Here is a 24,592-nt window from a genome sequence, read left to right as displayed (position 1 = left end):
GGGGGCTGCCGCATGTATGGAGCCGCATATGGCGGTCCCGCATATCGTGGGTCCGAGTACTGAGGTCCGCTCGGGGTTTGCGGTCCGGAATACTGCCCGCTCGGGTTTTGTGGCGACCGCCCGTACTGCCTGTTTTCCTGCGTCGGGTCGGCACCGTTCGGCATGGGACCATATGGCCCGTTGTTATGCTGGTAATTCCCCATTGATTATTCCTTACGACATGTCTTCTTTCCTTTGAAGCAACTGTTTTCGGATTGTACAGAACGATCGGCGTGATTTCCCTTTAAAACCCCTATTTGCTGTTTTGTATGCAACATCAATCGATTGACTGACCACATATCGAGACGGATTTCGGCGACACGGCCGGAGAGACGAACCGGCTACAGTTGGGAAAGAGTGTTTTTAGGGTTCGGAGGTTTCATTGGGACAGCGCACATTCCATCGTATTCTCGCCGCGATCGTGGCCGTCATCCTGGTCGTCGCGGGATACTGCGTGTACTACGTCAACGACTACCATCACGCGGTCGGTATCGATGATGCGATCTCTTCCAACGCCACGGTGAAGGTCACCGAGATCGAGAACGGATGGATGTTCGACGGTCCGGGCTCATCGACGGCGATGGTGTTCTATCCGGGTGCGAAGGTCGAGCCGAGCGCGTACGCGTTGCTCATGCAGGAGACCGCCGCCTCCGGAATCGACTGCTTCCTGATGAAGATGCCCGGCAATCTCGCGATCCTCGGCATCAATCGCGCCAACGTGGTACGCGGCGACATCGCCGGATACTCGTACGAGCACTGGTATATAGGAGGCCATTCGCTGGGTGGCGCGATGGCCGCGCAATACGTCGGCAACCATGCGGACGACTGGGACGGAATCATCCTGCTCGCCGCCTATTCACCCGTCGACTTGAGCGGCACGAAACTGCGCGCGCTGTCCGCGTACGGCAGCAGGGACGGCGTGCTCAACCGCAGGAAAGTGAAGGAATCACGCGGCCGCATGCCGAAGAAGTACTACGAGAAGACGATCCCCGGCGCAAACCATGCGCAGTTCGGCAGCTACGGCGTGCAGCAGGGCGACAGCACCGCGACCATCTCCTCCGCCACGCAACGCAACAAAACCGTCGCGCTCATCCGTCAGTTCGTGACCGACTCGCTCTGAGCTGGCGGCACGATAAACGACACGCCGCACGAATACAATTCGGGTGCGCGAGCTCGCGTTGAGCGGCGGAATCGCACAAAGGTTTCCTCGAGGTAACCAAGGCACTTCGTTGTGCGTTCTTCCGCCGAGCGTTGTTCCGTCCTACGATGCTGTAGTGAAAGGCCTGCACGGGCCACCTGCTACGAAAGGACATGGCATGATCAATCATGTGACCGTCAAGGTGAAGGATTTCGAGAAGGAAGAGGCATTCTACGAGGCCGCTCTGGCACCGCTCGGATACGGCAAGGGCCCGGCTTTCCCGGGTGTTCAGGCTTTCGTGGCCGAGGATGGTTCCGCCGTATGGGTGAGCACCGCCGCCGAGGGCGATGCCGTCGCGCCGATCCATGTGGCGTTCCAGGCCGCCGACAATGACGCCGTGAAGGCGTTCTACGAGGCCGGCCTTGCCAACGGCGGCACCGACAACGGCCAGCCCGGCCCGCGCCCGAACTACGGTCCGACCTACTACGCCGCCTTCGTGCATGATCCGGAAGGCAACAACATCGAAGCCATGCTCGTCTGAGTGCTGACGGCTAGGCAGTAACAGAAAAGACAGATCTCGCCATATGCAATGCCCGTATGGCGAGACCTGTCATATTCCGAGAGAATCAAACATCGCAGCGGCTGTACGGAAGCGTGGGCCGTTCTTCGCTGAATATTCATGGACTTCCTGGAAGGCGGAAAGCGTATCGGCAGGAACAGCGTTCCGTTGAGGAAGGTCTAATGAAAGTCGGGACTCGTGCGCGTCTGGATTGGAACACATGTGTTTTTCCTTTTAGTCCGGATTACTTGAACAGGTCGAATAGGCTGAACGTGGTCTTCTTGTAGACCGTGTTGTACAGCTTGCGCTTGGGGTGCAGCCATCCCATGCCCTTCTTGCCGTAGCCGGGGATCAGCGCCCGCTTGACCGCGCGGGTGGCACGACCCTTCGTGCGCGCGGACAGGCTTTTCTTCCAGCTGGGTTTCCTCATTCCGTATTTCATGGCGGCCTCTTTTCGGATGACTACGTTCATTGTATAAAGCGTTGAACGCACAACGGTCAGAACGGTCAAGACGATCAGTCGAGCAGATCGTACACGTTGCGCATGGCGAGCAGTCCGTCCGTCATCCACTGGTAGGCACCCGTCATATCGCCGGAGAAATCCACATCATGCCGCACCCAAAGATGCCGGTTCTTCTTGTCGGCATCCGGTTCGTCCCACATCACCTCGCCCGAATCCGATAGTATCCGTTCGACGGAATCCTTCATGCCGTATAGCTTCGAGTACTGGAATGTGTCGGTGAAATATAGGTCGACCGCGATATAGCCGCCACGGATATTCAAAGTTCCGTCAGGGTGACAGAAGTTGGAGCCGACCCCGAAGCTCGCCCATGTGGCGCTGTTCGGCTTGCGATCGGATGGGTCGCCGTATACGGTGACGAAATCGGCTCGCGTTGCGGCATAGCGGTACATCTCGTTCCATAAATCGCGCCGTAACGCTGGATTGCTGGCAGCTTGCCGCAGCTCGTTCAGTGTTCTTCCGTCCGCAAGTTTCCACGCGGTCCATCCGTTGATCTGCTTGTCTTCGCCGGTTTCAAGCATTCTGGCGCGGCGGAATGCTCCGGATGGACTGTCGAACAGCTCACCATTGGACAACCGAATACGATGGTCGGCGGTTACGGTCGCGGTAGCAGTTACACCGGCATATCGGCTTTCCAATACATCCCCGGCGGAAAGGATTCCCCGGCTGCACAGGCCGGCGAAATCAATGGTGTTCCGTTCACGCTCACCCTGGTTTACATTCCAATCGTGCAGGGCCTGCATGGTCTGCTCCCCTGCTGTGGGGCTCGCCCACACCTGCAATGCGATATCGGCAAGCCGGGCACCTCGCTGTGCGATCGCGCGTTCATCCCATTGCGAGGCGTCATGCAGTTCGGCGGAAATAGACAGGTATTCACTCTTGTACCCGCCGATCGCGCGGCTTTTCTTCTGTTCGAATGTTCCGTCGGAAAGTTCCGAGTTGTATGCGGTCAATGTCAAGTTGCCCAGACTGTTCACCAGCAGCGGGAAACGGTCGGGATCGCCGAGCATGTCGCGCCATTCGGCATGCGCCATGGCGTTCTGCGGCATGATGTGTTCGATAGAGTATTCACTGAAGGTCCGCGGGTCCTTGGGATGGTTGTGGTTCTCCAATCCGGCAAGCAAGTACTTGCATCGCGATGCCGGGCGATACAGGTCTTCGCCAAGCAAAGCCTGCCTGAATTCTTCGTCTGTGGGCATGCGTGTGGCTTTGGCGGTTTCGGTGAGCAGCAGCGCGGCGAAGGTTTCGGCCAAATCGTTTTCGGCCGAGTCGAGTCTGGCGATCAGCGACGGGACAAGCTTGTTCAATCCGTTGCTGGATACCGAGCAGACCATTCGGCGGAACAGATACGATTCGAGATCCGCAAGCATGCGCAGCTGTCCGTCACGGCTTATGCGATTATGTTTCCATGCCGCGAACATGTACAGAAGCAGCGGGTCCGTAACCGTGCTGTCCAGGTTTTGGATCGATTCGAGGCGGTAGTCCACGTTCGCGTCGCCGCTGCCAGCGGCCGCAGCGCCTTTGATGACGGCATAGTATCCGGCATGTTCCAGCATGCTCTCCAGGAGACCACGCGTGCGTTCCATACGCGGCATGGAGCTATCGGCTGCGAAACGCTTGAATTCCGAATACATGGTTCGGCCTTTGGGCACGGGCCTCTTCAGAGTGACGACCATCCAGTCGTGCAGGAAGGCGTCGAATGAGAGATTGCCAAGAATGCGTTCCATGGGCAGCCAATAGTCGGCATACAGGGTTTTCTGTTCGGCCATGGGGCACCCCATGAGCATGTAGTTGCGCACCAGGTCGGACGTATCAAGATCAAGTCCGGTGGAATTCATCGATTCGAATACCAGCTGCGGTTCGTCACGCCCCTGGTCCAGGGTGACGGACACGACTTCAAGGCGCTGCAATCCGTTCCATACCACGTTCGCGTCATCGATGGCGGCGACAAGTGAGCGGAACAAATCAAGGTTCGCTTTCAGACGGGAGTCCGTTTCAGTATGGTTCGGACGGTCGGGGGCTGCCACATGGTCGCACATGCCGTGCAGCACTTCCCGGTCATCGCCGGAAAGCGTCAAATTTCGTGATAACTCTATCTAATCGTTGGAATGAAGCCGTTTCTCAATGGTGATGGATTGTCGCACCACCCGAGATACCACTCCCAGAGTGTCGTTGGATTCATCATTTTTCCACTGCGGCGGTCACCACCTCTTCGGTTGGCGGTGGATGGATAAAGAGAGGCGGAGCCTTGCATTGCCTGACTCCGCCTTCCATGGTGTTTTTCTTGTGTTTCGACTTGCATTACTTTATTTACTGTGCTAATATAGTTTATGTCAAGGAAAGGAGGTGAACATGGAAAACATCTGGCAGACCGTCAAGGACATCGCCGCGATACTCGGCGACATCGGCTCCGCGCTGGTCGGAATATCAACCGTCATCCTGATATTCATCCACCGGCCAAGCCGACACGGACGGCGCTGAAAACCGAGTCCCGGATTCTCTACCTATCCGGGACTCGGCCCCACCAGATTAACCCATGCGCACAATGAAGGACAAACTAATCAAAATCGCGTTCGCGGCAGGAATCGTGAGCCTGCTGCTCGGCGTCGGCGGCAAGGCCCTCCCGGCAGGCACGCTCGGATGCTTCGCCGGAATCCTCGCCCTCGCCTCCACGAAATGGGAGGACGGCGAATGACCACCGAATACCTGGGCGTCACCGACGTGGCCAAACGGCTCGGCATCAGCACGGCCGCAGTCAGCGCCTACAAGCTCCCCGAGCCGGACGCCACGATCGGCCGCACTCGCGGATGGCTCCCCGACACCATCGACCGATGGAACGCCAGTCGTCCCGGTCGCGGCGTCGGCGGAGGACGCCCACGCAAGAACAAGACCGAATAACAAGAAAAGCCCCTCCCCCAGCCTTGGCTGAGAGAGGGGAAACTTCGTATGGACTTAGCGGCAGCTTAACAGCTGTTAAGTCCGATACGAAGTTCTGTTAAGTGTTGTCGCTGATTTTGTGGCAACGCTTAATCTTTGTCGGAATCATCGTCCGGCTTGGTGGCCGTGAGCTGGCTCACGCCGATCAGAGCGCCGACGAAAACGCCGACGGCGTTGATGGTCGTGACGATCTCGCCGCAGTGAGGCAATCCCCACTGCGGGCCGACCGCACCGACCAGCCACGCGACGGCCGGCAAAGCGATCAACGCGAGCCACTTGAGCGCCTGATACGTCTTGTTTGGCAGCAGGTAGCCATTGGTATTAGATTCGTCCATTCCACACCTCCTTAAAATTCGAGGCCGGTCAGTGCAAGACCTGACCGGGATAAATCGTGTACGGGGCACGCAACCCGTTGCGTTGGGCCGCGGCCGGCCAGCCGGAACCATAGATCTTCCACAAGCTCTCGCCCGCGGTGACCACATGCGAGGTAGTTACGACATGGGCACCGACACTGGAAGCGGTCGAGCCGCCGTAGCAAACTTGCTGCCCAGGCCAGATGCGGTTGATGTTGCCGCTGGGCACGCTCCACGCGCTGGCCGGGGTGCGGCCGGAACGCGCGGCGATCGCGCTCATGGTGTCACCGGAGCTGACGACGACGCAGTAGGCTCCGCCGTTGTTTCCGGACACGCTGCCCGAGGATCCAGCTAGACGACGGTTGACGATGGCCATGACCTCCGCGTAGCGGCTGCCGAGCAGCTGGCGGCGTTGCGGGTCGTTGCCGTACTCGCCTCGGATCACGGCCGAGGCGAGTGTGTTCGCGTCGGCGACCGGGGCTCCGTTGGTCTTGTTGTTCGGCGGCGGCGTGGTCGCGTTGGACGTGACGGAGGATGCCGGAGCGCCAGCGTACTTCGCCCAGGTCACGGCGTCGCCGTAGAACCAGTTGACGTCCACCGCGCCGCTGATGCCGCCGACCGCGCCGGAACTGGAGTACTGCCACGCGGCCGCGAACGGCCACGGGCTGACGCTGTACGGCACGGAGCCGGGATTACGCAGCCGGTCGCCCATGTAGCCGCGCGGATAGCCCGCGACCCACAGTCCGGCGTTCGTGGCCACGACGGCCGACCAGTCGCCGGTCGGAATCATGGCCGCGCTCATGTAGATCATCGGGTTGACGCCCCACGTGGCCTTGACGCGGTTGACCCAGCGCAAAGCCCACCATGTCTGCTTGCCCCAATATCCGCCGGGAGCGGAAGGCTCCCAGTCAAGCACCGGGATGGCGCGTCCGACCATGCCGCGCGCGCGGGCCTCGGACACGAATTTATCGGCCTCTGCTTCCGGCGTGCTGGTCTGCGGGCTGGCGAAATCGTAGGCACCCTCGCGGATGCCGGCCGACCGGGCGGCGTCAAGCTGGCAATTGGCATAGGGGTTGACGTATCCCGTGCCCTGGTTGAGCTTGATGAACGCGAAATTGACGCCCGCCGCCTTGGCCTGCGCGCCGTTCCAGCAGCCTTGATAGCTTGCGGTGTCCACGCCGGTATCGGCCGACGCGACCGGTGCCACAATCATGCAGATGGCGATCATGGCGGCGGCGAATGGCTTGCGCCAGTCACGCGGCAGTCGCTTGTGTTTCGGATGGCTTTTGTTGAGGATCTTCACGTCCTCTCCTTCCTGCCTTTTCGGGCGATAAAAAAGGCCATCCCGGAATGGGATGGCCTGAAAAACTGGTCAGTGCATGTGCGCACCGTGGTTGAAGACGAGGATGAGCGTGCAGAGCAGCAGGATGGCGATGATGGTCATTGTTCCTCCACGGTCTCCGGCGCCACGTCCGCGCGCAATTCGTCCGGCAGATGCGGCTTCGGATGCCTTTTCAAAAAGTCGGGCTCGACGATCTCGCAGAACTGCTGAAGCCAATGGAAAAGGCTCCTTGTGTAGGCCGTGAGCGCGAAGTATTTTCGCTGCTGGTCCTCCAGATGCTGGATCTGCTCCTCCTGCGACTCGACCTGTTCCCTCAATGGCTTGATGACGGAATCGGTGAGGATGTCGCACGCCTTCGCGGCGATGTCCGCGGTGTCCTTGCGGCGGCTGGAGATGGCGCCGATGATGGTCCCGACTCCCCCGCCACCGACCAGGGCGACGAGAAGCGACGTCCAGAATTCCGTGCTTGAAAAGAGGCTAAGCGGCGTCATCCGAGCTCCATGGGTCGAGGCGCTTCTGCACTTCGGCGCGCAGTGACTCCGGGATGGATTCGATGGTGCGGGCTCCGGAGCGGACGAGGTTGGTGTAAACGGCGATCATGGCTTGCTGCAAGGTGTTCATGCCTGCTCCTTTGCTTCGGCATCGGCGGCGGACGCTGTGGTGAGCTGCGCTTCGTAGAGGGCCGCGATGGCGGTGGCGTTGTCGACGGCCTGCTGCTCGAGCTGTGCGATGCGCTCCTTGTCGTCCATTGATTCGATCTCGGCCGATTGGATGAGGCTGTCGAATTGCTCGACCACCTCCTGTTCGGTCAGGTCGCGGCACAGGTAGGTTTCCTGCGCCGTGTATTCGGTGGTCTCGGTGCCGTCGGTTCCAAGATGCCGGACCTGCTTGATGTCCTCGCGGAGCCAGACGTCGGCGAGGCCGTCGCCCCGCCTGAAGTATTCAATCTTTTCCAGCGGTGTAGCGCTGGTGACGAGTTTGCTCATCTTTTTTTCCTTCCTTGGTTGTTGGTTGGCGCGGGCCAGCGTCCGCATGGCCATGCGCATGGTCTCGTCCACCTGCCGGCGGCGGCGCACGAGCGTCGAGTCGGAGTGGATGAAGTATCCGTAGTAGCTGGCGCATCTGCGCGCCAGTGTCAGGTTCCTTGGGTGCCGGCGGGGTTCATCTACCGGCCGCGTGCTCGTGTTGCATTTTCGGATCTGGCCGTGGCGTGCCGTCTGGCCCAGATCGAGGCCGACGGTAATCGGAGTGTTCTGATGTTTTCGACAGGATTGTCCAGGTATGCGGCCGCCGATGTTCCACCTGCGGTTCGTCAGGTCCCTGCTCAGGTTCGCGTGGAACGCGCCGCAGTTCGAGCCATCCCTGAGGTTGCCGAACCGGTGCACGACGCGAAGGACGGTAGGCGCGCCACTCCGAGTCCCATGTGTTTTTCAGCGGGATGATGAGGGGGCTTGCGCCCCCTCGCTGCACTCACCCCTCACCGCTCTCGGCTCATGCCTTCGAGCGGCCGAGCGCGGATAGGCGGCCGCCGATGCCCCACCAGCGGGTCGTCAGGTCCCAGTGCAGGTTCGCGCGGAACGCGCCGCAGTCCGAGCCATCCCAGAGGTCGCCGAACCGGGGCACCTGGCGGAGTCCCTGCGCCTGGACCGGATTGGCGTAGACGGCGTCGGTGAGGCCGGTGCTGGAGGTGGCGCCGATGCCGGTCGGCAGGAACACGCGCCCGTCGACGACATTGAAGTCCTCGGCGAAGCGCGAACTCGAGTCGTTGGTCCTGTCGCGGGTCGGGAATTCGCCGATGAGCGCATAGTTGTCGGTGCTGGTCTTGGATGCCTTGGTGATGTCGTGCACGAGGTAGAGGGCGTCGTGGCCGACACCGTCCGCGTCGAGGTAGGCGTTGACGATGGCGTCCGCGTCGACCTCGTAGATGCCGTTGCCGCGTTCGATGCCCTGCAGACGCACCGGCTGCCATCCGGCGCGGTCGGTCTGCGGGCGTCCGTCTCCCCTGCCGCGGATGGAGTCGGTAGCGCCGGTCTTCCACGGCATGGTGCTGACGAAGGTGGTGGTCGTGGTGGTGATGGCGGCGCCGTCGATGTTGAGCGCCACGTTCGTCGCGTCGATGGTGGTCTTGGACAGGACGGTGCGGGCCTCGGCCACGGAGTGGTTGCCGCTGTTGTTGCGTTCCTTGTCGGTGCCGATGTTGATGGTGGATCCGATGAGGATGTTGTCGGCGGTGTCCTTGGCGATGATGACGCGTTTGGCGTTGGATTCGGCCTTGGTGACGGCGCCCTGTGCGGTGTAGTTCTCGAAGCATCCGCCGAGCGCGGTCTCCATGTCCTTGGTGGCGAATTTCAGCATGAGCATGAGCTGGAAGTAGAAGACGTCTGGCTGGCATTGGCCGGCGTATCCCTTGCCTTTCTTCTGGGCGAGGGTGATCTGGTCGTTCTGGCAGCCGAAGCCGGCATCTATCTTCTGTCCGCTCCAGGAGCGCGGAATGCCGCCGGACAGGCTCGCGCCGTATTTCGCGTAGAGCAGGCAGGGACGTTCGGTGCCGTCCGGCAGGAGCAGGCCCGGCATCGGTTCGAAGCCGTCGTACTGCTCGTCGCTGTAAAGCAATTCGATGTGGTTGTCGTCTCCGTCGATGCGGAAATATCCGGGCGCGACCATGACGAAAACATCGCCGTTGGATCCATCGCGGCGGAATCGGCTGTCGCCCTCGATGGCGGTGATGTGCGGCACGCCGGAATCGTCCACGGTGGCGTTCACGTCGCGCCATTGGAAGGCGTTGAGGTAGGCGTAGTCGTCGCGGCCGGCGTTCGCGGCAGTGGATACCGTCACGGACAGGTTGGCGTTGTCGTGGGTCTTCACGCCCGTGGGCACATGGGAGAAGGAGTAGCGCGGGAACTGCACGCCGTAGATGCGGCCGGAACGGTGCTGACTGTAGAACTCCTTGACATTCGCGTATTCGTGCTTCGATTCGTCGTAATGGAAGGTCGTGCCGTCCACGTCGGTCTCGCGCAGGGCGCGCATGATCTTCGCGAAATCGCGCAGGCGGATGAACTTGTCCGGATTTGCCATTTTCTGTCCTTTCTCAGTTGCGGATGGCGGCCAACGCCCAGTCGATGTCGGACTGGTCGATGTCAGCCAGCGGATTGCCGGTGGTGGTTGGTGTGAGGGTTGTTGGGTCGACGGTCACGAGGTCGGCGAAGTTGAGTGCGTTGGTGGTGTCCGGCACGTCGAAGGTTACGGCGAATTCGTGGCGGCTGCCGTTCGCGCCGACATGCAGGGTGTAGGCCCATCCGGTGCCGGTCGGCGGCAGGTTGACAGTCGTGGTGCCGTGCGTGTCGAGGTTGGTTTCGATCGGCTCGTTGACGATGATCTTCTTGTTGGCCGCGGTGAACCGGTTGGTCGGGGTGATGCTGATCGGCTCGTTGGCGAGGTCGGCGACTCCTGACGTGGCGAGTCTGCCGAGATCGAATTTGACTTGTGTCATTGTTCCTCCTTGTTTTCGGTGGCGTTGAGCCTTTTCATGGCTTCGGAGAGTTGGGCGCGCAGGATGGCGTTCTGTTTCGCTAGGTCGGCGAGCTGGCGTGCGAGGTCGTCGATGACGGCGGTGGCGTCCGCTGTGATTTCCATTGGTGTCCCTTTCGTCAGTCGGAGGCGGTCATCGTGTCGATGCGGGTGACGTTCCGCAGGTCGGCGAGCGCGATGTTTTGTGTGATGTGCGTGGTGATGTCTTCGAGTGTGGTGGTGTCTGGGTTGTTGTTGGTGATGGTGGCTCGGATGCCGCGGGTGTCGTTTTGCCAGATTTCGCCGTTGTCGGTGCTGTAGGTGTAGCGGAGGCCGAGTCGGTAGAGTTCGGCTTTCATGCTTTCTTTTGGTGGTCGGAGGTCGAGGATGTTTTGTGTGGTGTCGGTCATTTTTTGGTCCTTTCTAGAGGGTGTACATCATGAATACGCTGACCCACCATGCGTCGTTGGTTTGGCACATGCCGACGCGGAGGTGGCCGCGGAGGTATTTGCCGTCGCCGTTGATGCCGGTGGTGGTGCTGGGGACTATGTTGCCTGGTACGAATGCGCCGCCGTATTGGCCGTTGTTGAAGATGCATGGGACGTTGAGACCGATTTTGGGGATGAATCCTTGTTTGAAGTATCCGATGTCCTGGTAGTCGCCTGTTTGGAATGTGACGCTTTTTCGGTCCGAGCGTTGGAGTTCGAGCTGCATGTAGCAGGTGTTGCCCACGACGGTCATGTGGCTTCGTGGGTCTTTGCCGCTGTCGCCGGCGTAGGCTGTCCAGCCGGCGGCTGGGACGAACCAGTCGTTGAGGTCGGTGTAGATGACGGGGTCGATGCGGATGCCGTTGACGTAGATGCCGAGGCCGCCGACCTGACGCGCCCAGCCGTCGCTGCCGTTGACGTCGATGCGTCCGGCTTCCATGACGACGCGGGATGCGCCGGAATTGTAGCGGACGACGCTGAGCTCGCTGTTGTCGGGGCTGATGCCGATGTTGAGTCGCCTGTAGGCTCCCGGGTCCGGCTGGTCGGTGTTGAATCCGTGGGATTGGCCTTGGACGTACCATGCGGTTGACTGTGCGTCGTGGCATTCGAGGAGGCCGTAGACGCTGCCGTCGTCGGTGGTGGTGTTGCGCATCTCCAATCGAGGTCCGGACAGGGCGGTGGCGAAGCTGCCGGCGAGCATGTTGGCCTTGCCGTTCAGGTGCACCGTGTTCTCGCCTTGGTCGTCCCAGAAGTCGAGCGCCCCGCCTGTCAATTTGAATCCGACCTTGTCCGAGGTGCTGGACTGGATTTTCGTGCCGGTGATCGTGCCGCCGGTGATCGTGCCGCCTTCGAGGATTGGCGCGGTGATGCGGCCGTTGGTCATGACAGGGCCGTCTATTTTGACGCTGCCATCGGTCTTCAGGACGAATTTGGCGTTGCCGGCTTGGTCGTAGCCGACGAGACCGCCGGAGGTGAGCTTGACGCCGCGGTTGGCATCCGAAGTGGTCTGGATGATGGCGCCGGTCACGGTGGTGCCCGAGATTGAGCCTCCGGACTGCACCGCGCCTTTGATGCTCAGGACGCCGGTGGAGACCGAATATGCGAGGCCGGTGCCGAGATACATGCCGCTCGCGTTGAATTTGATGTGCGCGGAGGACGGGTCCTCGCTGTCGCGGAATTCGGAGCCGATGATGGTGGCTCCACGGGCGGTGCCGGTGAAGGTTTTGGCGTTCGCGTCGATGTCCTTGCGTGCCTGCGCGAGGTCGTCGGAGACCTTGCCGACCTGTGTGTCCGTGTCCGTCTTCGCGGCGGCGAGGATTTCCGATGCGCTGTCGTTGAGGTCCTTCTGGGAGACGACGGGCGCGATGATGATGGTCGCGTGGTCGGACGCCGGCGACGCGTTCGGGGCGGGCAGGCCGTCGGCGTCGTGGGCGCAGTCGTAGGCGACGGCCCAGATCTCGACCACGTCGCCGACGGGCAGGATGCCGGTGGTGATCTCTCCCCTGCCGCGCAGCGCGCCAAGGTCGATGGTCTTCCCCGTGCTGTCAGGCTTCGCGAAGAGCTCCACGTGGTCGAAGTCGGCGGGGATGCCGCCTTCGAGCTCGCCGTCCCAGCGCGCGCACGCGACCTCCAATGAGGATGTGGCGGACACTCCGATCGGACGGCCTGGAGGTGTCGTGTCTCCGACGAACGGGATGAGGCCGCCGGCACCGGGCATGGGCTCGGCCACTCCGCCTCCGAGCCATGTCTGCGTGCCGTCGCCGTTGTCCACGGCGATGGTGCCGGTCAGATAGGTGGCGTGCATGCCGGCCTTGGAGTACGCGGCCTCGGCGAGGGTGAGCGCGAGGGAGTCGTCGGCCGGCCTGATCTCCATGTGACTGGCCATGTGATGCCTCCTTTAGTCGAATGGTTCGGCGATCGGGTCGAATTTGAGGGTGACCTTGCCGGTCTGGTCTCCGCTCATCTGCATGAGCCTCATGGTGGTGACGCCGTCCGGCCAGTCGGGGAATCCGTCGATGGCGACATCGAAGGTCTCCCCCGGCCAGAAGCTGCCGAGCGGATGCAGTGGCATGCCGTTGGCGTCGGTGTCGTTGGCGTCCATCTCGCCGGACAGTTGGCAGAGCGGCCGCCGGTTGGCGAGCATCGCGGCATTCGCGGCCGAGGAGAGCAGTTCCCAGGTCTTCGCGTCCGACGCGCTGAGCGTGGTCTCGCGCAATGGCCATGGGTCCTCGCGTCTGGTCAGGGAGAGGTCTTCGGCCAAAGCGCACATGGTGCCACTGTCCGCGCCCGACCCCGTGGCATAGACGCGCATGATGGGCGCGCACCTGTCGATCTTGATGTTCTCGAGGGTGCCGCCCTGCGGGTGGCAGGAGAGGCTGAGCCGCCTGCCCTGGTTGAGGTGGACGTCTCCGTCACTGCCGGCGAGGAAGCGGAAGCGGATGTGCTGCGAATCCGCCAGATACAGGCGGAATTGCATGTCGGGGCCGCCGTCCGCGTCGGCGATGTTCTTGAGGATGTCCGAGCACTTGTGGCTGCCGATATTGCTGTCCTGGTATTCCGCGACGGTCTGGCGTGGCAGGATGGTCTTGTGCGGGCCGTCCGTCGACGTGGTGCTTCCCGTCTGCTTGCCGTCCGCGTCGAATGCGAACACCACGGTGGTGGTGGTCACGGTGCGCTCCGAATAGTCGGTGTGGTTTTTGGTGACGGTCTTCTTGGTGACGGTGGTCTGCGCCGTGGTGATGGTCTTGGTGCTCGTGTGCTGCTTGGTCACTGTCCCCTTGCGCGTCTGGTAACTGTACGGCTTGGTTTCGGCGACCTGCTTGGTCCGCTTCGACACGTGCTGTTCAGTGATGGTGCTGGTGTCGCCGTCCACCACGGTCTCGACGTAGCCATCGGCCAAGGTCTCGCGTCTCTTGGATTTGGTCTTGGCCGCGGTCTTGTCCTCCGTCGCGCCGTCGGACGGCAGGCTGTGCGTGCCGACCTCGTTGAGATAAGGCAGGTCGATCGGCAACGAGCCGCCAGGCTTCGTCTCGGTGCATTGGCGGATCACCTCGCACGCCAACGCGCGCCAGCTGAGGTTTTCGAACCGGTATTTCCGTGTGCTGGTGTGGTTCGCGCCGGTGCCGAACGCACCCTCGTGGACGAGATACCGGTCCTCGAGCATGCCGAACATGCTGACGACCGGCACGGAAACGTCATGCCAGCTGGACGTGCGCACACCCAGCGCGCCGGCCAGAATCGGCGTACCCAATGAGGACGGGTCGTCCATCGGCGAGCGCCAGAAGAGTGCGAGTCCACGCTTATATGGTTGGAGTGCGGCAGCTCTGGCGGCTGGTGTGGTGCCGGGGATTTCGGTCCAGGGAAGGTCGAGGCCGCTGATGGAGTCGTCTCCGAGTCCTTTGTCCTTGGTGGTGGTGAACGAGCAGTCGGACACGGTCATGGACCAGGAGAAGCTGGGGATGTCGATTTCCTGCGCCAGTTGGCCGCTTTGAACGTCGTAGAGGAAGGCGCGCCAGCTCATACCACCGGCCCCCTGTCCCAGATGATGAAGCGGCGGCCGCACCAGAGGGCGTCCTTGTTGTCCTGTGATGGGTTGTAGTGGAAGACGGGTGCGGATCCGTTTTGGAGCCACGTGCGCAGCCTTGCCGTGTGCCGTCCTGCGGCCACGGCGGCGATATAAGAGGTCTCATGTGTCTGCCATGCGCCGTAGCTGACGAAGTTGGCGCAGGAGTGGTCGAGGTCCTTGCCGTCGAGCTGGAATCCGATGGCCCATTCGCACCGGTGCGACATGTCGCTCCAGGAGGTCGCGCCGGCGGAGCTCAGATTGGTTTTGAACTGGAATTCGACCATCCTGTCGGTCGGCAGGGTGAAGTCGATGGGCTGTTCGAAATAGTATTTTTTGACGGTCGAATCGCCCGTCATGTCACGACGGTCCCAGTTCTCGCCGAGTTTTCCGAGACTGGAGCCGTATGGTAGGGCGTAGTCCGGCGTCCACATCTGGGTGGCGCTGGCCGTCGAGGTCGCGCCGGCCGGCATGCGCATCTTGCGGAGCATGGTGCAGCCGGCGGGTATCGTCGGTTCGGCCGGGTTCGCGCTTGGCGTGCCTTGGGTGACGCCTAGGGTGACGTAATTGTCGGAATCCTTGTATTCGAGCTGGTTGTGCGCGCAGATCCAGACGATGTCGATGCGCGGATTTGATGGGTCTCCGGCGGACACGGCCGGGGTCTGGCCTCCCTCGTGGTAGGCGATGGTCTTGCCGTCGCTGTCACCACGCGAGCAGACGGCCACTCCCGCGCCGACGTTGTACCGCAGATCGTTCCTGCCGGTGACGTTCAACCCGTCGATGATGCCGCAGTTGGCGAACTGGGCGCCGAGGATTCGACGGTGGACGAGCGGTGTCACGCCGATGTTGCTGGTGTTCGGTGCGATGCCCAATGCAACAGTGCTCATTGCTACTCCTTACATGTATGTGTCACGTACCGCGCAGTCGACGAATCCGCCGCCAAGGCTGCTCAGGACGACGTTGATGGATCTATCGGGCGGGACCGTAGGAAAGCCGCGCTCCTCCAGCGTCCGGCTCACGTCCTGCCCTCCGATCGAGGCGGTTCGCGTGCGCGAGTCGAGGACGAGGGGCACGTCTTGGACCGGTTGCGTGCAGTGGATGGACTGCTGCAATCCGGGGAAGTCGAGTCTCGCGCCATCGGGCATGGGACCGTTGACGATGAAGACCGGGTAGGCGCGGCTGGATCCCTGGTTGGTTAGGACTCCGACGTTGGTGCCGGCGCCTTCGGCCTTGAGGCCGTATGAGAGCGGGTATCTGAGACCGGTGTGGTTTGTGCTGTAGTCGAGGCCGCCGCCTGCCATGCTGACATGCTGTGCGGTGAGCTGGATGCGTCGCGCTTCTGCCGTGACGCGTTCCGGACGCTCGAATACAAGCGTGATGTCGCCACTCAAGTTCTGCCAGAGGGGATTCTGGATCTTCTGCTCGAGGCTCCTGCTGTAGTAGCCGCCGACACATTGCGTGTCCTGTCCCTGGTCGGTGACGCGGCAGGTGACGAGGCCGTGAACGGCCCGGTCGAGCTGGGCGAGCAGGCCGAGCGCCTCCTGTCGGTCTCCGGCGATGACGCGGTAGCCAACGGTCACGACGCGCGCCGCGTAGAGGATGTCGGATTCGGCGATGTCGTGGCCGCCGTCCCCCTGTCCCCTGGCGGTGACGGTGATCTTCGGGTCCGGCGTCTGATACCATCCGGCGATGCCGGTCAGCGCGATGCCGGGCCCTTGGAAGTCGCCGTCGCCGTGGAGGGTGACGCTCGACCCGTTCGCGGTGAGTGTGACGTCTGACATCAGCGAGCGCTCCTTACTGCCGCGCTGGCGGTGCGGCCGATGATGGTGCCTGTCACGCTTGGCTGTTGCGTGGTGACGATTTTCATCGGCATGTTGACAGTGGTGGCGCCTGCTTCGGCCGGCATTTCGACTTTGACGACGATCGGCATGTCGCGTGAGGTACTGAACGCTTCGCGTGGGACGCGTAGCTCGTTGATGGCGCGCATCGTTTCCAGGCCGTAATAGTCGACCGCGGCGGCGCGGTGCGTGTACTCCCCCGCGGCGAGGCGGGCGTTGAGCAGGTAGACGCTGTCGCTGAGGCCGTTGCCGGGCGCCCATGCGGGGTCCACATAGCCCGAGAACATGCCGCCGGCGGCGAAATGCTGGAAGGTGCCGTCCGTGAACATGCCGCCGGTGTAGCCGCCGTCCTTCTTCGTGTGCTCGGTGACGGTGAAGGACTTGTCGGCGATCTTGAAGTTGTTGATGGACCGGAGCACCGGCGTGGCCTGGTCGTTGACCGAGGCGGTGGCCTTCTTGTCCTTCAGCTTCTTCGCGTTGACGGCGTCGACCTTCGGTCCGGCCTTGTCGGTCGAGTCCAGGGTGTTCTTCTTGTCGTTGAGCTTCTTGGAGTTGGCCTTGTCGGTCTTCGGGGTCGCCTTGTCCGTGGAGTCGAGCGTGTTCTTCTTGTCGTTGAGCTTCTTGGCGTTGGCCTTGTCGACCTTCGGCGACGCGTTGTCCTTGGCGTCGAGCTTGGCGGTGGACTTCTTGCCGTTGAGCTTGTTGACGTTCGCGGAGGCCGTCTTGGCCTTCTTGGACGCCTTGTCGGTCGCGTCGATGGTCGCCTTGACGTGGGTCTTGTTGAAGGCCTGCATCATCTTCTGCGCCTTCTTGGCGCTGGCCGCGGCCTTCTTCGCGTCGGCGTCCAGCGTGGCCTTCGCGTCGATCTCGTGGAACTTGCAGAGGCTCGTCTTGGCGTCCTTGGTCTTCTTCTTGGCCTTGGAATCGTCAACGTCAAGCTTCGCCTTGTTATCGCGGGCGGCTTTTTCGATTAATGTGATGCTGGACTGGATGTGAGACGAGCTCAAGCCCCAGCGATCGGCGAGGTCGTTGGCGGCCTGCGCGCTCATGCCGGACGCCTCGGCCTGTCGGACGACCGCTTCGCGGGCGTCATGCAGCACCACTCTGGCGCGATTGAGTTCGCCGTTGGAGAAGTTGGTGTTCTCGCCCTGCTTGAGGATCTTCTCGGCGGCGTTCTGCGCGCTGCTGGCGATGTCCTCGAGAGCCTGCTTGGTCTTCGTGCCTTTCTCGGAGAATTTGTCGAGCAGGTTGCCGTACTGGTCGAAGACCACACCATTGTCCTTGCAGGTGTCCGACAGCTGGCCGATCTTCTGGTTGAGCTGGTCCACGGCCTCGTCGGCGGTCAAATTGTTGGATTCGAGACCGAAAAGCGATTTGACGAGTCCGTCGATTTCCTCGGCCGCGTCCTTGGCGCTGCTGCCGAGATCCTTGGTTGCGCTGGCCGCCTGCTTGGCGGAGGAGGCGCTCTTGCCATCGGCGCCCACGGCATCATTCGCGGCCTTCGTCTTTTCCTTGACCTTGTCGGACGCTTCCTTGTACGCCTTGGATTCCTTGTTGATTTCGGACGTGAGGTCGTCGGCCACGGCGCGGCGCCTGGACATCTCGGAGGTGTCGTCCCCGGCGGCCTGGACGTACTCCTCGAGCGCGTCCTTGACCTTCTGCATGGCGGTGCCGTTGCCCATGGCGCTGCTGGTCACGTCGGTGAGGTTGACGCCCATCTCCTTCATGGCCTTGGACGCGTCCTCACCGCCGATCTTCAGCTCCTGGAAATGGCCGGCGATGGTCTCGGCGATGTTGCTGCTGGATTCGATGCTCGTCTTGAGCTCGTCCTGCGCCTGCTTGGCCTTCTGCTGGGCGCTGCTGAAAGCGGCGAGCGCGAATCCGGCGACGGTGAGTGCGACTCCCCATGGTCCGCCGAGGAGGGTGACGATGCCTTCGAGTCCTCCGCGGAGTCCTCGGGCGGCGATTTGGGTGCGGGTGAGTCCGTCGGCCATGGCGGCGGTGTCGGTGCCTTTGATGGCGGTGGTGATGTCGGTGAAGGCGCTTTTGAGTTGTGGTCCCGCGATGGCGATGCGTTGGATGGGGTCGACGAGCAGGCCGAAGGCTTGGGCTGCGGCGCTGGTGCTGGTGTTGAGTGGTGTGACGGCCTTGTGGAGTCCGGCGAGGATGCCGGTGAGGCTTGCGCCGAGGACGATGGCCTGTTGGACGCCGGCGGGGAGGTTGCCGAAGTCGGTGATGAGGTCGGTTAGTCCTTGGGTGAAGCTGCGGAGCGGTCCCTGGGCGCCTTCGCCGATCTTGGTCATGGCGGATTGGGTGGCGCTCTCGAGCATCTTGAGGTCGCCTTTGAGGTTGTTGGTCTTGTTGGAGGCCTGCTGTGCGGCGAAGCCGCTGTCGGAGACGGCCTTGGTCCAGTCCTCGACGCCTTGTTTGCCGGCGTCCATGATGATGCCGGCGCCCTTGATGGCGTAGCTGCCGAAGATGGTGGCTTCGGCCTGCTGGCGTTGCTGGTCGGTGAGGCTGCCGAGCTTGTCGTGCAATTGGCCGGCGAGGTTGGCCATGCCGACGAATTTGCCGGATGCGTCGTGCGTGCTGATGCCGAGCTCTTCCATGGTGCTCTTCGCGTCCGATGCCGGATTGGCGAGCTTCATCAACATGGAATTGAGCTGTGTGCCGGCTTCGGCGCCGACGATGCCGTTCTGGGCGAAAAGGCCGAGCACGCCGACGGTCTCCTGCAGGTTCATTCCGAAGGAATTCGCCATGACGCCGCAGTTATTCAGGGCTTCGCCGAAGTCGGAGACGTCGCCCACGGCCTTGTCGGCACCGGCGGCCAATGCATCCGCGGTGGACGTGGCGTCCTTGCCGGACAGGTGGAACATGGTGAGCGCCTGCGACATGTATTCCGCGGCGTCGCCCACGTCCATCTGGCCAGCGGCGGCGAGGTTGAGGGATGCGGTCAAACCGCCGGAGAGGATGTCGGAGACGCTCATGCCGGCCTTGGCCAGGTCGTTGATGGCTCCAGCCGATTCGGATGCCGTGTATACCGTGGAGGCGCCGGCCTGCAGGGCGGCTTCGCGGAGTTGGCCGAGTTGGGCGGTGGTGGCGCCGCTGTTGGCTTGGACGGTGCTCATCTGTTCGTCGAAGTCGGCGGCCATTTTGACGGAGGCGACGCCGAAGGCGGCGACGGCGAGTCCGGCGGCGGTGATGCCTTTGGTGACGATGCCGGTCTTGCTGCCGGATTTCTCGAGTCCTCCGGCGAGCTCCTCGGTGCTTTTGCCGGCTTTGGCGAGCGCGGTCTCGTATTGCGAGGTGTCGGCCATGAGTCGGACGACGATGTTCTTGTTGTCGGCCATTTCCCCTCCTTTTCAGTCGGTGAGGTGTGCGACGAGCGAGTCTCTGGCGGGGCTGTCCTTGTTGGCTTTCTGCCAGCGGCGCATGGCTTCCTGCATGTGGGTGGACGCCCAGCAGATGCTGGTTTCGGCGTGGAGGTTGAATTCCGCGTCGGGTGACTGGCAGATGTCTCGCGGCAATCCGCACAGTGGGCAGAGGGTCTGCTCGTATGCGGCGAGTGCGCGCATCCAGTCGCGTTCGGTCTCGTCCCATTCGGGTTCGGGACGGTAGCCGATGATGCGGCGATGGTTGTCGCGGATGGTTTCGTATGTGGGTTCCCAGCCGAGGAAGCGTTTGTAGCTGATGCCGAGCTGTCGGCAGATTCTGAGGTCCTCGATCAGCCGTGGAGAACCTTCGAGGCTAGGTCGAATGCCGCTTTTGGGTCGGCGACGGTTCCGTTGAGCTCGTTGATGGCGTGCCAGAGCGGGGTGAATTGCCCGTCGGTCATCTCGTCGAACAGGGTGAGCAGGGCGTCCTTGGTGAGGTCGGCGTCGTCGACGGGCTTGCCTCCGATGGTGGCCGTCTCGATCATCTGCGGCAGTGCGGTGGCGGCGGTGCCGAACATGTCGCGGGTTCCGGCGGCGGCGCCGTTGGTGACGGTGTTGGCGGCGAGGGTCTGCGCCCATTTGCTTACGCCCATGGCGCGCATGGTGATGACGAGCGTGCTGGCCTCGGCCTGCTTTTTGAGTTCCTCGATATGTTTGGCGGTGCGTTTGGCGGCGTTGTTGGCTCCGGCTTCGGTGACCTGTTCGGCGGTCAGTTCTCGGGCGAGCTGGTCTCCGAGCGCGGCGATGCGTTCGGCGAGTTCCTGGTCGAGGATGATTTCGACGGTCTTGGTCTTGCGGGTCACTTTGAGCATGGTTCGTTCCTTTGCGCTGAAAAGTCCTGTGGCGTCCCTTGCGGTGGTTTTGTGGGGTTCCCGCGCCGGCGAAAGGGACGAAAAGTCCGGCGCGGGAAGAATCGGTTCAGGCGACCTTCACGTTCTCGGCCCAGCCGGGGGCCTTGACGGTGAAGTTGACCTTGCTGCGGAGCACGGTGTTCGCGGCGATCGCGTCCTTGGCGCTCATGCCGATGCGCACCGAGTAGACGTTGACGATGTCGCCGGTGACGAAGGTGCGGTCGGTGTCCTTGCCGTATCGGCGGACGAAGAAGCCTTCCGCGCCCTCCTTGAGGGTGTCCATGGCGGCGTTCTGGCTGGAGTGCTCGGTGTTGGTGTTGTCGATGACCTCGACGGACGGGCCGCTGATCTTCTTGCGTCCGGGGTTCTCATAATCCATGGACGAGTTTTCGCGCTGGTCGCTGATCGTGTCCTGCGACGGCGAGCAGGACCAGCCGCCCAAGGTGACGTAGTTGGACAGGTCGGTGCCGGCGCCGATCTCGGCGGCGGTCGGATGGTTGATGTCCTTGATGGTCGGCACCCAGATGGTGTTGACCTTGCCGTCCGCTGGCGTGGACGGGATCTCGGTTCCCAGATTGAGGACCATATTTCGCTCCTTAAAACGAAACCCCTCGCGGCTCGCGCCGAAAGGGGTTGGAAACATTGGTTGCGGTCACGTCACATGCGTGACCAGTTGAATTTGTAGGTGAGCAGGCGGCACTGGTACAGGAGCGCCGTCTCCTCGGCGGTCAGTCCGGCGGAGTAGGCGCCGGAGTCGGAGAACAGTGTGAGGCAGCCGGTATCGAAGCCCTTGGCGACGAACCGCTTGCCGGTCAGCGCTGGGATCATGAGGTCGTCGGCGATCACGTTGACGGAGTCGGCCGTGGTGCTCACGACGCGCACCAGCAACGTGCCGATGCCGCCCTGCAGGCGTTGCGTCTCGCCGACCACGTGGCCGTTGGTGGTCACCGTCTCGATGATCCACGGCGGCTTGTCGGTCGGCTTCGGCGCGGTCTGCCGGTACACCGTCCACCCGTCCGCGGGTTGCGGGATGTGTTCGAGGATCGTGTCGGTCAATGTCATGATCGACGCCATTTCAGACCACCTCCCCCGCCACCCTGGCGACCTGTTCCGCGAGCGCCGGGAGTTCGTCCTCGGCATGTTCGTAGAAGCTGTGGGTGCCTCCGCCTTTGGCGGTGCCGAAGAAGGCTATGTTGGCGAGGCTGCCGGGTCCGCCTTTGGTGGGGCTGATGTCGGCGGCTATGCCGCTTGTTCCGACGGTCTGCATCGTGTAGTGGATGGGGATGCGTCGGAATGCCTTGGTGGTGGAGGTGCGCAGGTCGGCTTCGATGTCGCGTTTGACGTTCTGGGCGCCTTTTTTGACGGCGGCGGAGATGAGCGCGCGTCGTGCGAGGGTGTTGGCCGTGAGTTGCGTGCCGAACGCTTCGAGTTGGCTTGCGTCGATGCTCATGCGTCCTCCTTGGCGTTCCAGCGGCAGGCGGTGGCGTGGCTTTTCTCGGATTGCGGGGAGATGAGCCGGAACCGTCTGCCTTCGAGCAGTGGGTTCGTGGAGTCGGTGACCTCCACGACGTCTCCGGCGCGCAGGCCGGACGTGTCGTAGGGGAAGTGCACGTACAGGCTCCAGACCAGGCTGACGGCGCCCATGTTCTGGGCGGCGCTCCCCTCGGTCTGCTCGCTGGCGAGCCCGCCGCTGGTCTGCACCTTGCATCTGCCCTCGTACACCTTCGCGGTGCCGGTGCTCGGCAGTCCGGTTTCCGGATCCGTGGTGGAGTCTCCGGGGCGGGTGACGGCGCAGTGGTCGGTCATGAGGTTCTCGGCGTTGCGTCTCGCCTTGGCGAGGAAGGATGCGCTGATTCTCATCGGAACACTCCTATCGAGGTGACGTTGGCGCCGAAGCGGTTGCGCAGGCTGCGCTTGGTGGCTTCCGGCAGCTCGGTCACGTCGATCTGGGCGGTGTCGGATTGCGCGTAGCCGACCTGGGCGTCGTCGACGCGCTCGTAGCTGACTCCGGCGTGGGCGCCGGGGCCGCCGTCCTCGAGCTGGTGGAGTCCGGCCGCGACGTACGAGCAGACGAGTCTGACGATGTCGGCGGGTATCGGATTCCAGCCGCCCTTGAAGGTGACGGTCACGGTCGAGGGGATGCGTCCGAAGGGGCTCCACGGCTCTTCGCGGTAGAGCGAGGATCCGAGGAGCCTCCAGTCGTCGACGGGCTCGCCGTCGACGAGGACCTTGGACACGCTTCTGACGGCCCTGCAGGGCAGGTCGAGTTTCCTGGACTGCTCTCCGGGGATGTCGACGGTCCATTCGCCGAGGGTGATCGGGCAGCCGGCGGCCGAGCGGACGGCATCGGAGACCGAGTCGAGCAGACTGGTCGCGGCCTGCTCGTCGGCCACGTCGATGCCGTTGCGCTTCAGGTCGGCCAGTGTGGCGAGCGCGGTCATTTCAGCCTCCGATCATCGGACTCGACTACTTGCCGCTCTTCTTGCCTGCAGCAGCATCCTCTTCACCGTCGCTGTCTCCGGTGGTACCGCTCACGACAGGGGTCTGCGCATCCTGCAGGGAACGACCGGTGGCGGTGGAGAGGTTCAGGGTAATCTTGGTCAGGCACTCGGGGCGGATGACCTTGGCGCCGTACAGGTCGAGGCCGCGCACCATATCGGCGAAGTCGGTCTGCATGCGCATAGCCTCGACGTTGCTGACCTGCTGCGCGAAGGTGACGGCAGCGTTCGTGCCTGCGAGAATGGACTGCGTGTCCGGGCTGGCGGACTTGTGCGGCACATTGTTGGACTTCACGACAGTGAAGCCGCGCACCTGGCCGACCACGCCGTTGAGCAGCGTATTATGGCCCGCTTCGGTGCCTTCGATGAAGCGGGAGTCCTGCAGCAGGAGCGCGTAGAAGTCGGGGCTGACGACGAGCCAGCGTCCCTCGTCAGGCACGTTCTGCACATCAAGCTTCCGTCCGGCTTCCACGACGGCGAGATACGCGTCGGCGGGGGTGCCGACGTCCACGGTCTTCGCCGGCGTGCTGACGGCAGTGTCCATGAGATTAGAGATGTAGTTCTCCACGTTCTTCATCATGTTGTAGGCGGCGGAATTGGTGAACTTTCCAGTCATGTCCGCCTTGGCCTGAGCCTTGTCGAGGTCGTTGACCTTGAAGGCGAAATAGTCGGACTGATTGATTTCAAGAACGGCTGCTTCCTTGTCATTGACATCGTCGACGGTGATCGCCTGGCCGCGGACGTACTTGCGCACGGTCACGTCGTCGTATCCGGTGATGTGCACGGTGTCACCGGCCTCACGGATGTCGCCCTCGTAATCGCGGTTGCACAGGCTCGGGAAGACGAGCTTCGCGCGCAGGGCTTCGAGGATGGCGGCGGACCATACCTCGGGGATGAAATTGGTGATTGCCATTGCTGGTGGCCTCCTTACTTGCTGCGGCCTGCGAGCAGGTCATCCAGACGGCCCTTGCGGCGCGCCTCCTCGATCTGCTTCGGGGTCATGTTCTTCAGATCGTCCCTGGTGAGCTGTCCCGCCTGATGATCGCCATCGCGGGCGCCTGACGGTGGGATGATTCCCGCCAGGCCAGCCTTGTTCCCGCCTTGCGCGAGATACGGGTGTGCCGTGACCAGATCGTCGATTTTCTTGGAAATCGCCTTCTGGTCGTATCCTCCCTGATCGTCCGCGGTCAGGTCGGAGAAATCGATAAGCTTCAATGCGTCTCCCGGATTGATGAGCTTGCCGGTGGCCGCGGCGGTGACATTCGCCTGGAGCACCTGCTTCTGCAGTCCGGCTATCGTGGCCTGCGCGGATTCGAATTCCTTGCCGCGCTTCTCCCAGTCAGCGACCTGCTTCTCCAGGTCGTCCACGCGGTCGGCCTTCTCGTAGGCGGTCTTGAGCTTCGCCTCGAGGTCGTTGTTGACCTTTTTCTGGCCTAGGAACTTGTCGTGCCAGTCGACGGGTGGCTCCTGCGCGCCCGGATCGTTGGTGTTCGGATCCTGCTGTTGTCCATCGGACATAGTGTTTC

At 62.5% G+C, this 24,592-nt stretch carries 30 protein-coding genes; 5 read left to right on the top strand and 25 right to left on the bottom strand.

The genetic code is table 11. The features are described 5' to 3' along the window. The first annotated feature begins 421 nt into the window (after positions 1 to 421). Both AC1ATL_RS03595 and AC1ATL_RS03590 read left to right on the top strand, forming a co-directional pair. Complete coding sequence (locus AC1ATL_RS03595) at positions 422 to 1,159, top strand: alpha/beta hydrolase (protein WP_476568546.1); 738 nt, start codon at positions 422 to 424, stop codon at positions 1,157 to 1,159. A 196-nt stretch (positions 1,160 to 1,355) separates the two neighbouring features. After that, positions 1,356 to 1,718: a VOC family protein gene (locus AC1ATL_RS03590; RefSeq protein ID WP_169079387.1), complete on the top strand. Its 363-nt coding sequence runs from the start codon at positions 1,356 to 1,358 to the stop codon at positions 1,716 to 1,718. Between the two features lie 262 nt (positions 1,719 to 1,980). Here AC1ATL_RS03590 and AC1ATL_RS03585 read toward each other — a convergent pair whose 3' ends face one another. Both AC1ATL_RS03585 and AC1ATL_RS03580 read right to left on the bottom strand, forming a co-directional pair. Next, positions 1,981 to 2,178: a hypothetical protein gene (locus tag AC1ATL_RS03585; protein ID WP_033509668.1), complete on the bottom strand. Its 198-nt coding sequence runs from the start codon at positions 2,176 to 2,178 to the stop codon at positions 1,981 to 1,983. Between the two features lie 74 nt (positions 2,179 to 2,252). Further along, complete coding sequence (locus AC1ATL_RS03580) at positions 2,253 to 4,295, bottom strand: GmrSD restriction endonuclease domain-containing protein (protein WP_476568945.1); 2,043 nt, start codon at positions 4,293 to 4,295, stop codon at positions 2,253 to 2,255. A 313-nt stretch (positions 4,296 to 4,608) separates the two neighbouring features. On the opposite strand from AC1ATL_RS03580, the gene AC1ATL_RS03575 reads away from it, so the two are divergent. The 3 genes from AC1ATL_RS03575 to AC1ATL_RS03565 all read left to right on the top strand — a co-directional run bounded on the left by AC1ATL_RS03575 (position 4,609) and on the right by AC1ATL_RS03565 (position 5,154). Then, positions 4,609 to 4,737 (top strand): hypothetical protein, encoded by a 129-nt coding sequence (locus AC1ATL_RS03575; RefSeq protein ID WP_021913380.1) that lies wholly within the window; start codon positions 4,609 to 4,611, stop codon positions 4,735 to 4,737. A gap of 64 nt (positions 4,738 to 4,801) precedes the next feature. Continuing rightward, positions 4,802 to 4,951 (top strand): hypothetical protein, encoded by a 150-nt coding sequence (locus tag AC1ATL_RS03570; RefSeq protein WP_158332670.1) that lies wholly within the window; start codon positions 4,802 to 4,804, stop codon positions 4,949 to 4,951. Beyond that, on the top strand, positions 4,948 to 5,154 hold the full coding sequence (locus AC1ATL_RS03565; protein ID WP_046999708.1) for a helix-turn-helix transcriptional regulator: 207 nt from the start codon (positions 4,948 to 4,950) through the stop codon (positions 5,152 to 5,154). Before AC1ATL_RS03570 ends, AC1ATL_RS03565 begins: the two co-directional genes overlap by 4 nt. 128 nt (positions 5,155 to 5,282) lie before the next feature. Here the strand turns inward: AC1ATL_RS03565 and AC1ATL_RS03560 are convergent, their stop codons facing one another. The 23 genes from AC1ATL_RS03560 to AC1ATL_RS03450 form a co-directional block, all read right to left on the bottom strand. Continuing rightward, complete coding sequence (locus AC1ATL_RS03560; protein WP_476568542.1) at positions 5,283 to 5,528, bottom strand: phage holin; 246 nt, start codon at positions 5,526 to 5,528, stop codon at positions 5,283 to 5,285. A gap of 28 nt (positions 5,529 to 5,556) precedes the next feature. Then, on the bottom strand, positions 5,557 to 6,849 hold the full coding sequence (locus tag AC1ATL_RS03555) for a GH25 family lysozyme (RefSeq protein WP_195537610.1): 1,293 nt from the start codon (positions 6,847 to 6,849) through the stop codon (positions 5,557 to 5,559). Positions 6,850 to 6,986: 137 nt separating this feature from the next. Then, positions 6,987 to 7,379: a PRTRC system protein E gene (locus AC1ATL_RS03550; RefSeq protein WP_195537611.1), complete on the bottom strand. Its 393-nt coding sequence runs from the start codon at positions 7,377 to 7,379 to the stop codon at positions 6,987 to 6,989. After that, entirely contained in the window at positions 7,366 to 7,509 is a 144-nt protein-coding gene (locus AC1ATL_RS03545) for a CD1375 family protein (RefSeq protein WP_195537617.1), read from the bottom strand. The genes AC1ATL_RS03550 and AC1ATL_RS03545 overlap by 14 nt, the downstream gene beginning before the upstream one ends. Beyond that, positions 7,506 to 7,874: a hypothetical protein gene (locus AC1ATL_RS03540; RefSeq protein ID WP_333721248.1), complete on the bottom strand. Its 369-nt coding sequence runs from the start codon at positions 7,872 to 7,874 to the stop codon at positions 7,506 to 7,508. The genes AC1ATL_RS03545 and AC1ATL_RS03540 overlap by 4 nt, the downstream gene beginning before the upstream one ends. Positions 7,875 to 8,379: 505 nt before the next feature. After that, positions 8,380 to 9,963, bottom strand: a complete 1,584-nt coding sequence (locus AC1ATL_RS03535; protein WP_476568538.1) for a hypothetical protein — start codon at positions 9,961 to 9,963, stop codon at positions 8,380 to 8,382. Positions 9,964 to 9,976: 13 nt separating this feature from the next. Beyond that, positions 9,977 to 10,378 carry a hypothetical protein gene (locus AC1ATL_RS03530; RefSeq protein ID WP_476568536.1) on the bottom strand — a complete coding sequence of 134 codons (402 nt, stop codon included), beginning with the start codon at positions 10,376 to 10,378 and terminating at the stop codon, positions 9,977 to 9,979. Continuing rightward, the gene (locus AC1ATL_RS03525) at positions 10,375 to 10,521 is read right to left on the bottom strand and encodes a hypothetical protein (protein WP_476568535.1); all 147 of its coding nucleotides are present in this window, start codon (positions 10,519 to 10,521) and stop codon (positions 10,375 to 10,377) included. Before AC1ATL_RS03525 ends, AC1ATL_RS03530 begins: the two co-directional genes overlap by 4 nt. A 14-nt stretch (positions 10,522 to 10,535) precedes the next feature. Continuing rightward, positions 10,536 to 10,805 carry a hypothetical protein gene (locus AC1ATL_RS03520; protein WP_476568533.1) on the bottom strand — a complete coding sequence of 90 codons (270 nt, stop codon included), beginning with the start codon at positions 10,803 to 10,805 and terminating at the stop codon, positions 10,536 to 10,538. Between the two features lie 13 nt (positions 10,806 to 10,818). Next, entirely contained in the window at positions 10,819 to 12,768 is a 1,950-nt protein-coding gene (locus AC1ATL_RS03515) for a hypothetical protein (RefSeq protein ID WP_476568531.1), read from the bottom strand. Between the two features lie 12 nt (positions 12,769 to 12,780). Then, positions 12,781 to 14,403 carry a hypothetical protein gene (locus AC1ATL_RS03510; protein ID WP_476568529.1) on the bottom strand — a complete coding sequence of 541 codons (1,623 nt, stop codon included), beginning with the start codon at positions 14,401 to 14,403 and terminating at the stop codon, positions 12,781 to 12,783. Then, positions 14,400 to 15,332 (bottom strand): hypothetical protein, encoded by a 933-nt coding sequence (locus AC1ATL_RS03505; RefSeq protein WP_368099935.1) that lies wholly within the window; start codon positions 15,330 to 15,332, stop codon positions 14,400 to 14,402. Before AC1ATL_RS03505 ends, AC1ATL_RS03510 begins: the two co-directional genes overlap by 4 nt. 9 nt (positions 15,333 to 15,341) lie before the next feature. Further along, the gene (locus tag AC1ATL_RS03500) at positions 15,342 to 16,226 is read right to left on the bottom strand and encodes a hypothetical protein (RefSeq protein WP_476568527.1); all 885 of its coding nucleotides are present in this window, start codon (positions 16,224 to 16,226) and stop codon (positions 15,342 to 15,344) included. Next, positions 16,226 to 19,633: a phage tail tape measure protein gene (locus tag AC1ATL_RS03495; protein ID WP_476568525.1), complete on the bottom strand. Its 3,408-nt coding sequence runs from the start codon at positions 19,631 to 19,633 to the stop codon at positions 16,226 to 16,228. Before AC1ATL_RS03495 ends, AC1ATL_RS03500 begins: the two co-directional genes overlap by 1 nt. Before the next feature lie 12 nt (positions 19,634 to 19,645). Next, a complete protein-coding gene (locus AC1ATL_RS03490) occupies positions 19,646 to 19,858 on the bottom strand; it encodes a hypothetical protein (RefSeq protein WP_476568523.1) in 213 nt (70 codons plus the stop codon). 149 nt (positions 19,859 to 20,007) lie between these two features. Continuing rightward, positions 20,008 to 20,529 carry a DNA primase gene (locus tag AC1ATL_RS03485; protein WP_476568521.1) on the bottom strand — a complete coding sequence of 174 codons (522 nt, stop codon included), beginning with the start codon at positions 20,527 to 20,529 and terminating at the stop codon, positions 20,008 to 20,010. A gap of 106 nt (positions 20,530 to 20,635) precedes the next feature. Beyond that, entirely contained in the window at positions 20,636 to 21,154 is a 519-nt protein-coding gene (locus AC1ATL_RS03480) for a phage tail tube protein (RefSeq protein ID WP_476568519.1), read from the bottom strand. Positions 21,155 to 21,225: 71 nt separating this feature from the next. Then, positions 21,226 to 21,630: a transcriptional regulator gene (locus tag AC1ATL_RS03475; protein WP_476568517.1), complete on the bottom strand. Its 405-nt coding sequence runs from the start codon at positions 21,628 to 21,630 to the stop codon at positions 21,226 to 21,228. Positions 21,631 to 21,643: 13 nt separating this feature from the next. Beyond that, the gene (locus AC1ATL_RS03470) at positions 21,644 to 22,018 is read right to left on the bottom strand and encodes a hypothetical protein (RefSeq protein WP_476568515.1); all 375 of its coding nucleotides are present in this window, start codon (positions 22,016 to 22,018) and stop codon (positions 21,644 to 21,646) included. Beyond that, positions 22,015 to 22,428 carry a DUF6093 family protein gene (locus tag AC1ATL_RS03465; protein WP_476568513.1) on the bottom strand — a complete coding sequence of 138 codons (414 nt, stop codon included), beginning with the start codon at positions 22,426 to 22,428 and terminating at the stop codon, positions 22,015 to 22,017. The genes AC1ATL_RS03470 and AC1ATL_RS03465 overlap by 4 nt, the downstream gene beginning before the upstream one ends. Beyond that, on the bottom strand, positions 22,425 to 23,009 hold the full coding sequence (locus tag AC1ATL_RS03460; protein ID WP_476568511.1) for a hypothetical protein: 585 nt from the start codon (positions 23,007 to 23,009) through the stop codon (positions 22,425 to 22,427). The genes AC1ATL_RS03465 and AC1ATL_RS03460 overlap by 4 nt, the downstream gene beginning before the upstream one ends. Positions 23,010 to 23,034: 25 nt before the next feature. Next, complete coding sequence (locus AC1ATL_RS03455; RefSeq protein WP_368099928.1) at positions 23,035 to 23,979, bottom strand: major capsid protein; 945 nt, start codon at positions 23,977 to 23,979, stop codon at positions 23,035 to 23,037. A gap of 14 nt (positions 23,980 to 23,993) precedes the next feature. Further along, positions 23,994 to 24,584 carry a hypothetical protein gene (locus AC1ATL_RS03450; RefSeq protein WP_271718066.1) on the bottom strand — a complete coding sequence of 197 codons (591 nt, stop codon included), beginning with the start codon at positions 24,582 to 24,584 and terminating at the stop codon, positions 23,994 to 23,996. Positions 24,585 to 24,592: the final 8 nt, after the last annotated feature.

The sequence above is a fragment of the Bifidobacterium sp. LH_743 genome, from assembly GCF_056355775.1.
The sequence above is the reverse complement of the archived record's forward strand: the minus strand, read 5'-3'. Positions and strand labels throughout refer to the sequence as shown.

Excerpts from the sequence above, each read along its gene's own strand:
- AC1ATL_RS03590 (WP_169079387.1), top strand. The coding sequence starts at position 1,356 with ATGATCAATCATGTGACCGTCAAGGTGAAGGATTTCGAGAAGGAAGAG.
- AC1ATL_RS03585 (WP_033509668.1), bottom strand. The coding sequence starts at position 2,178 with ATGAAATACGGAATGAGGAAACCCAGCTGGAAGAAAAGCCTGTCCGCG.
- AC1ATL_RS03580 (WP_476568945.1), bottom strand. The coding sequence starts at position 4,295 with ATGTGCGACCATGTGGCAGCCCCCGACCGTCCGAACCATACTGAAACG.
- AC1ATL_RS03575 (WP_021913380.1), top strand. The coding sequence starts at position 4,609 with ATGGAAAACATCTGGCAGACCGTCAAGGACATCGCCGCGATACTCGGC.
- AC1ATL_RS03570 (WP_158332670.1), top strand. The coding sequence starts at position 4,802 with ATGAAGGACAAACTAATCAAAATCGCGTTCGCGGCAGGAATCGTGAGC.
- AC1ATL_RS03565 (WP_046999708.1), top strand. The coding sequence starts at position 4,948 with ATGACCACCGAATACCTGGGCGTCACCGACGTGGCCAAACGGCTCGGC.
- AC1ATL_RS03560 (WP_476568542.1), bottom strand. The coding sequence starts at position 5,528 with ATGGACGAATCTAATACCAATGGCTACCTGCTGCCAAACAAGACGTAT.
- AC1ATL_RS03550 (WP_195537611.1), bottom strand. The coding sequence starts at position 7,379 with ATGACGCCGCTTAGCCTCTTTTCAAGCACGGAATTCTGGACGTCGCTT.
- AC1ATL_RS03545 (WP_195537617.1), bottom strand. The coding sequence starts at position 7,509 with ATGAACACCTTGCAGCAAGCCATGATCGCCGTTTACACCAACCTCGTC.
- AC1ATL_RS03540 (WP_333721248.1), bottom strand. The coding sequence starts at position 7,874 with ATGAGCAAACTCGTCACCAGCGCTACACCGCTGGAAAAGATTGAATAC.
- AC1ATL_RS03535 (WP_476568538.1), bottom strand. The coding sequence starts at position 9,963 with ATGGCAAATCCGGACAAGTTCATCCGCCTGCGCGATTTCGCGAAGATC.
- AC1ATL_RS03530 (WP_476568536.1), bottom strand. The coding sequence starts at position 10,378 with ATGACACAAGTCAAATTCGATCTCGGCAGACTCGCCACGTCAGGAGTC.
- AC1ATL_RS03525 (WP_476568535.1), bottom strand. The coding sequence starts at position 10,521 with ATGGAAATCACAGCGGACGCCACCGCCGTCATCGACGACCTCGCACGC.
- AC1ATL_RS03520 (WP_476568533.1), bottom strand. The coding sequence starts at position 10,805 with ATGACCGACACCACACAAAACATCCTCGACCTCCGACCACCAAAAGAA.
- AC1ATL_RS03515 (WP_476568531.1), bottom strand. The coding sequence starts at position 12,768 with ATGGCCAGTCACATGGAGATCAGGCCGGCCGACGACTCCCTCGCGCTC.
- AC1ATL_RS03510 (WP_476568529.1), bottom strand. The coding sequence starts at position 14,403 with ATGAGCTGGCGCGCCTTCCTCTACGACGTTCAAAGCGGCCAACTGGCG.
- AC1ATL_RS03505 (WP_368099935.1), bottom strand. The coding sequence starts at position 15,332 with ATGAGCACTGTTGCATTGGGCATCGCACCGAACACCAGCAACATCGGC.
- AC1ATL_RS03500 (WP_476568527.1), bottom strand. The coding sequence starts at position 16,226 with ATGTCAGACGTCACACTCACCGCGAACGGGTCGAGCGTCACCCTCCAC.
- AC1ATL_RS03495 (WP_476568525.1), bottom strand. The coding sequence starts at position 19,633 with ATGGCCGACAACAAGAACATCGTCGTCCGACTCATGGCCGACACCTCG.
- AC1ATL_RS03490 (WP_476568523.1), bottom strand. The coding sequence starts at position 19,858 with ATGCGCGCACTCGCCGCATACGAGCAGACCCTCTGCCCACTGTGCGGA.
- AC1ATL_RS03485 (WP_476568521.1), bottom strand. The coding sequence starts at position 20,529 with ATGCTCAAAGTGACCCGCAAGACCAAGACCGTCGAAATCATCCTCGAC.
- AC1ATL_RS03480 (WP_476568519.1), bottom strand. The coding sequence starts at position 21,154 with ATGGTCCTCAATCTGGGAACCGAGATCCCGTCCACGCCAGCGGACGGC.
- AC1ATL_RS03475 (WP_476568517.1), bottom strand. The coding sequence starts at position 21,630 with ATGACATTGACCGACACGATCCTCGAACACATCCCGCAACCCGCGGAC.
- AC1ATL_RS03470 (WP_476568515.1), bottom strand. The coding sequence starts at position 22,018 with ATGAGCATCGACGCAAGCCAACTCGAAGCGTTCGGCACGCAACTCACG.
- AC1ATL_RS03465 (WP_476568513.1), bottom strand. The coding sequence starts at position 22,428 with ATGAGAATCAGCGCATCCTTCCTCGCCAAGGCGAGACGCAACGCCGAG.
- AC1ATL_RS03460 (WP_476568511.1), bottom strand. The coding sequence starts at position 23,009 with ATGACCGCGCTCGCCACACTGGCCGACCTGAAGCGCAACGGCATCGAC.
- AC1ATL_RS03455 (WP_368099928.1), bottom strand. The coding sequence starts at position 23,979 with ATGGCAATCACCAATTTCATCCCCGAGGTATGGTCCGCCGCCATCCTC.
- AC1ATL_RS03450 (WP_271718066.1), bottom strand. The coding sequence starts at position 24,584 with ATGTCCGATGGACAACAGCAGGATCCGAACACCAACGATCCGGGCGCG.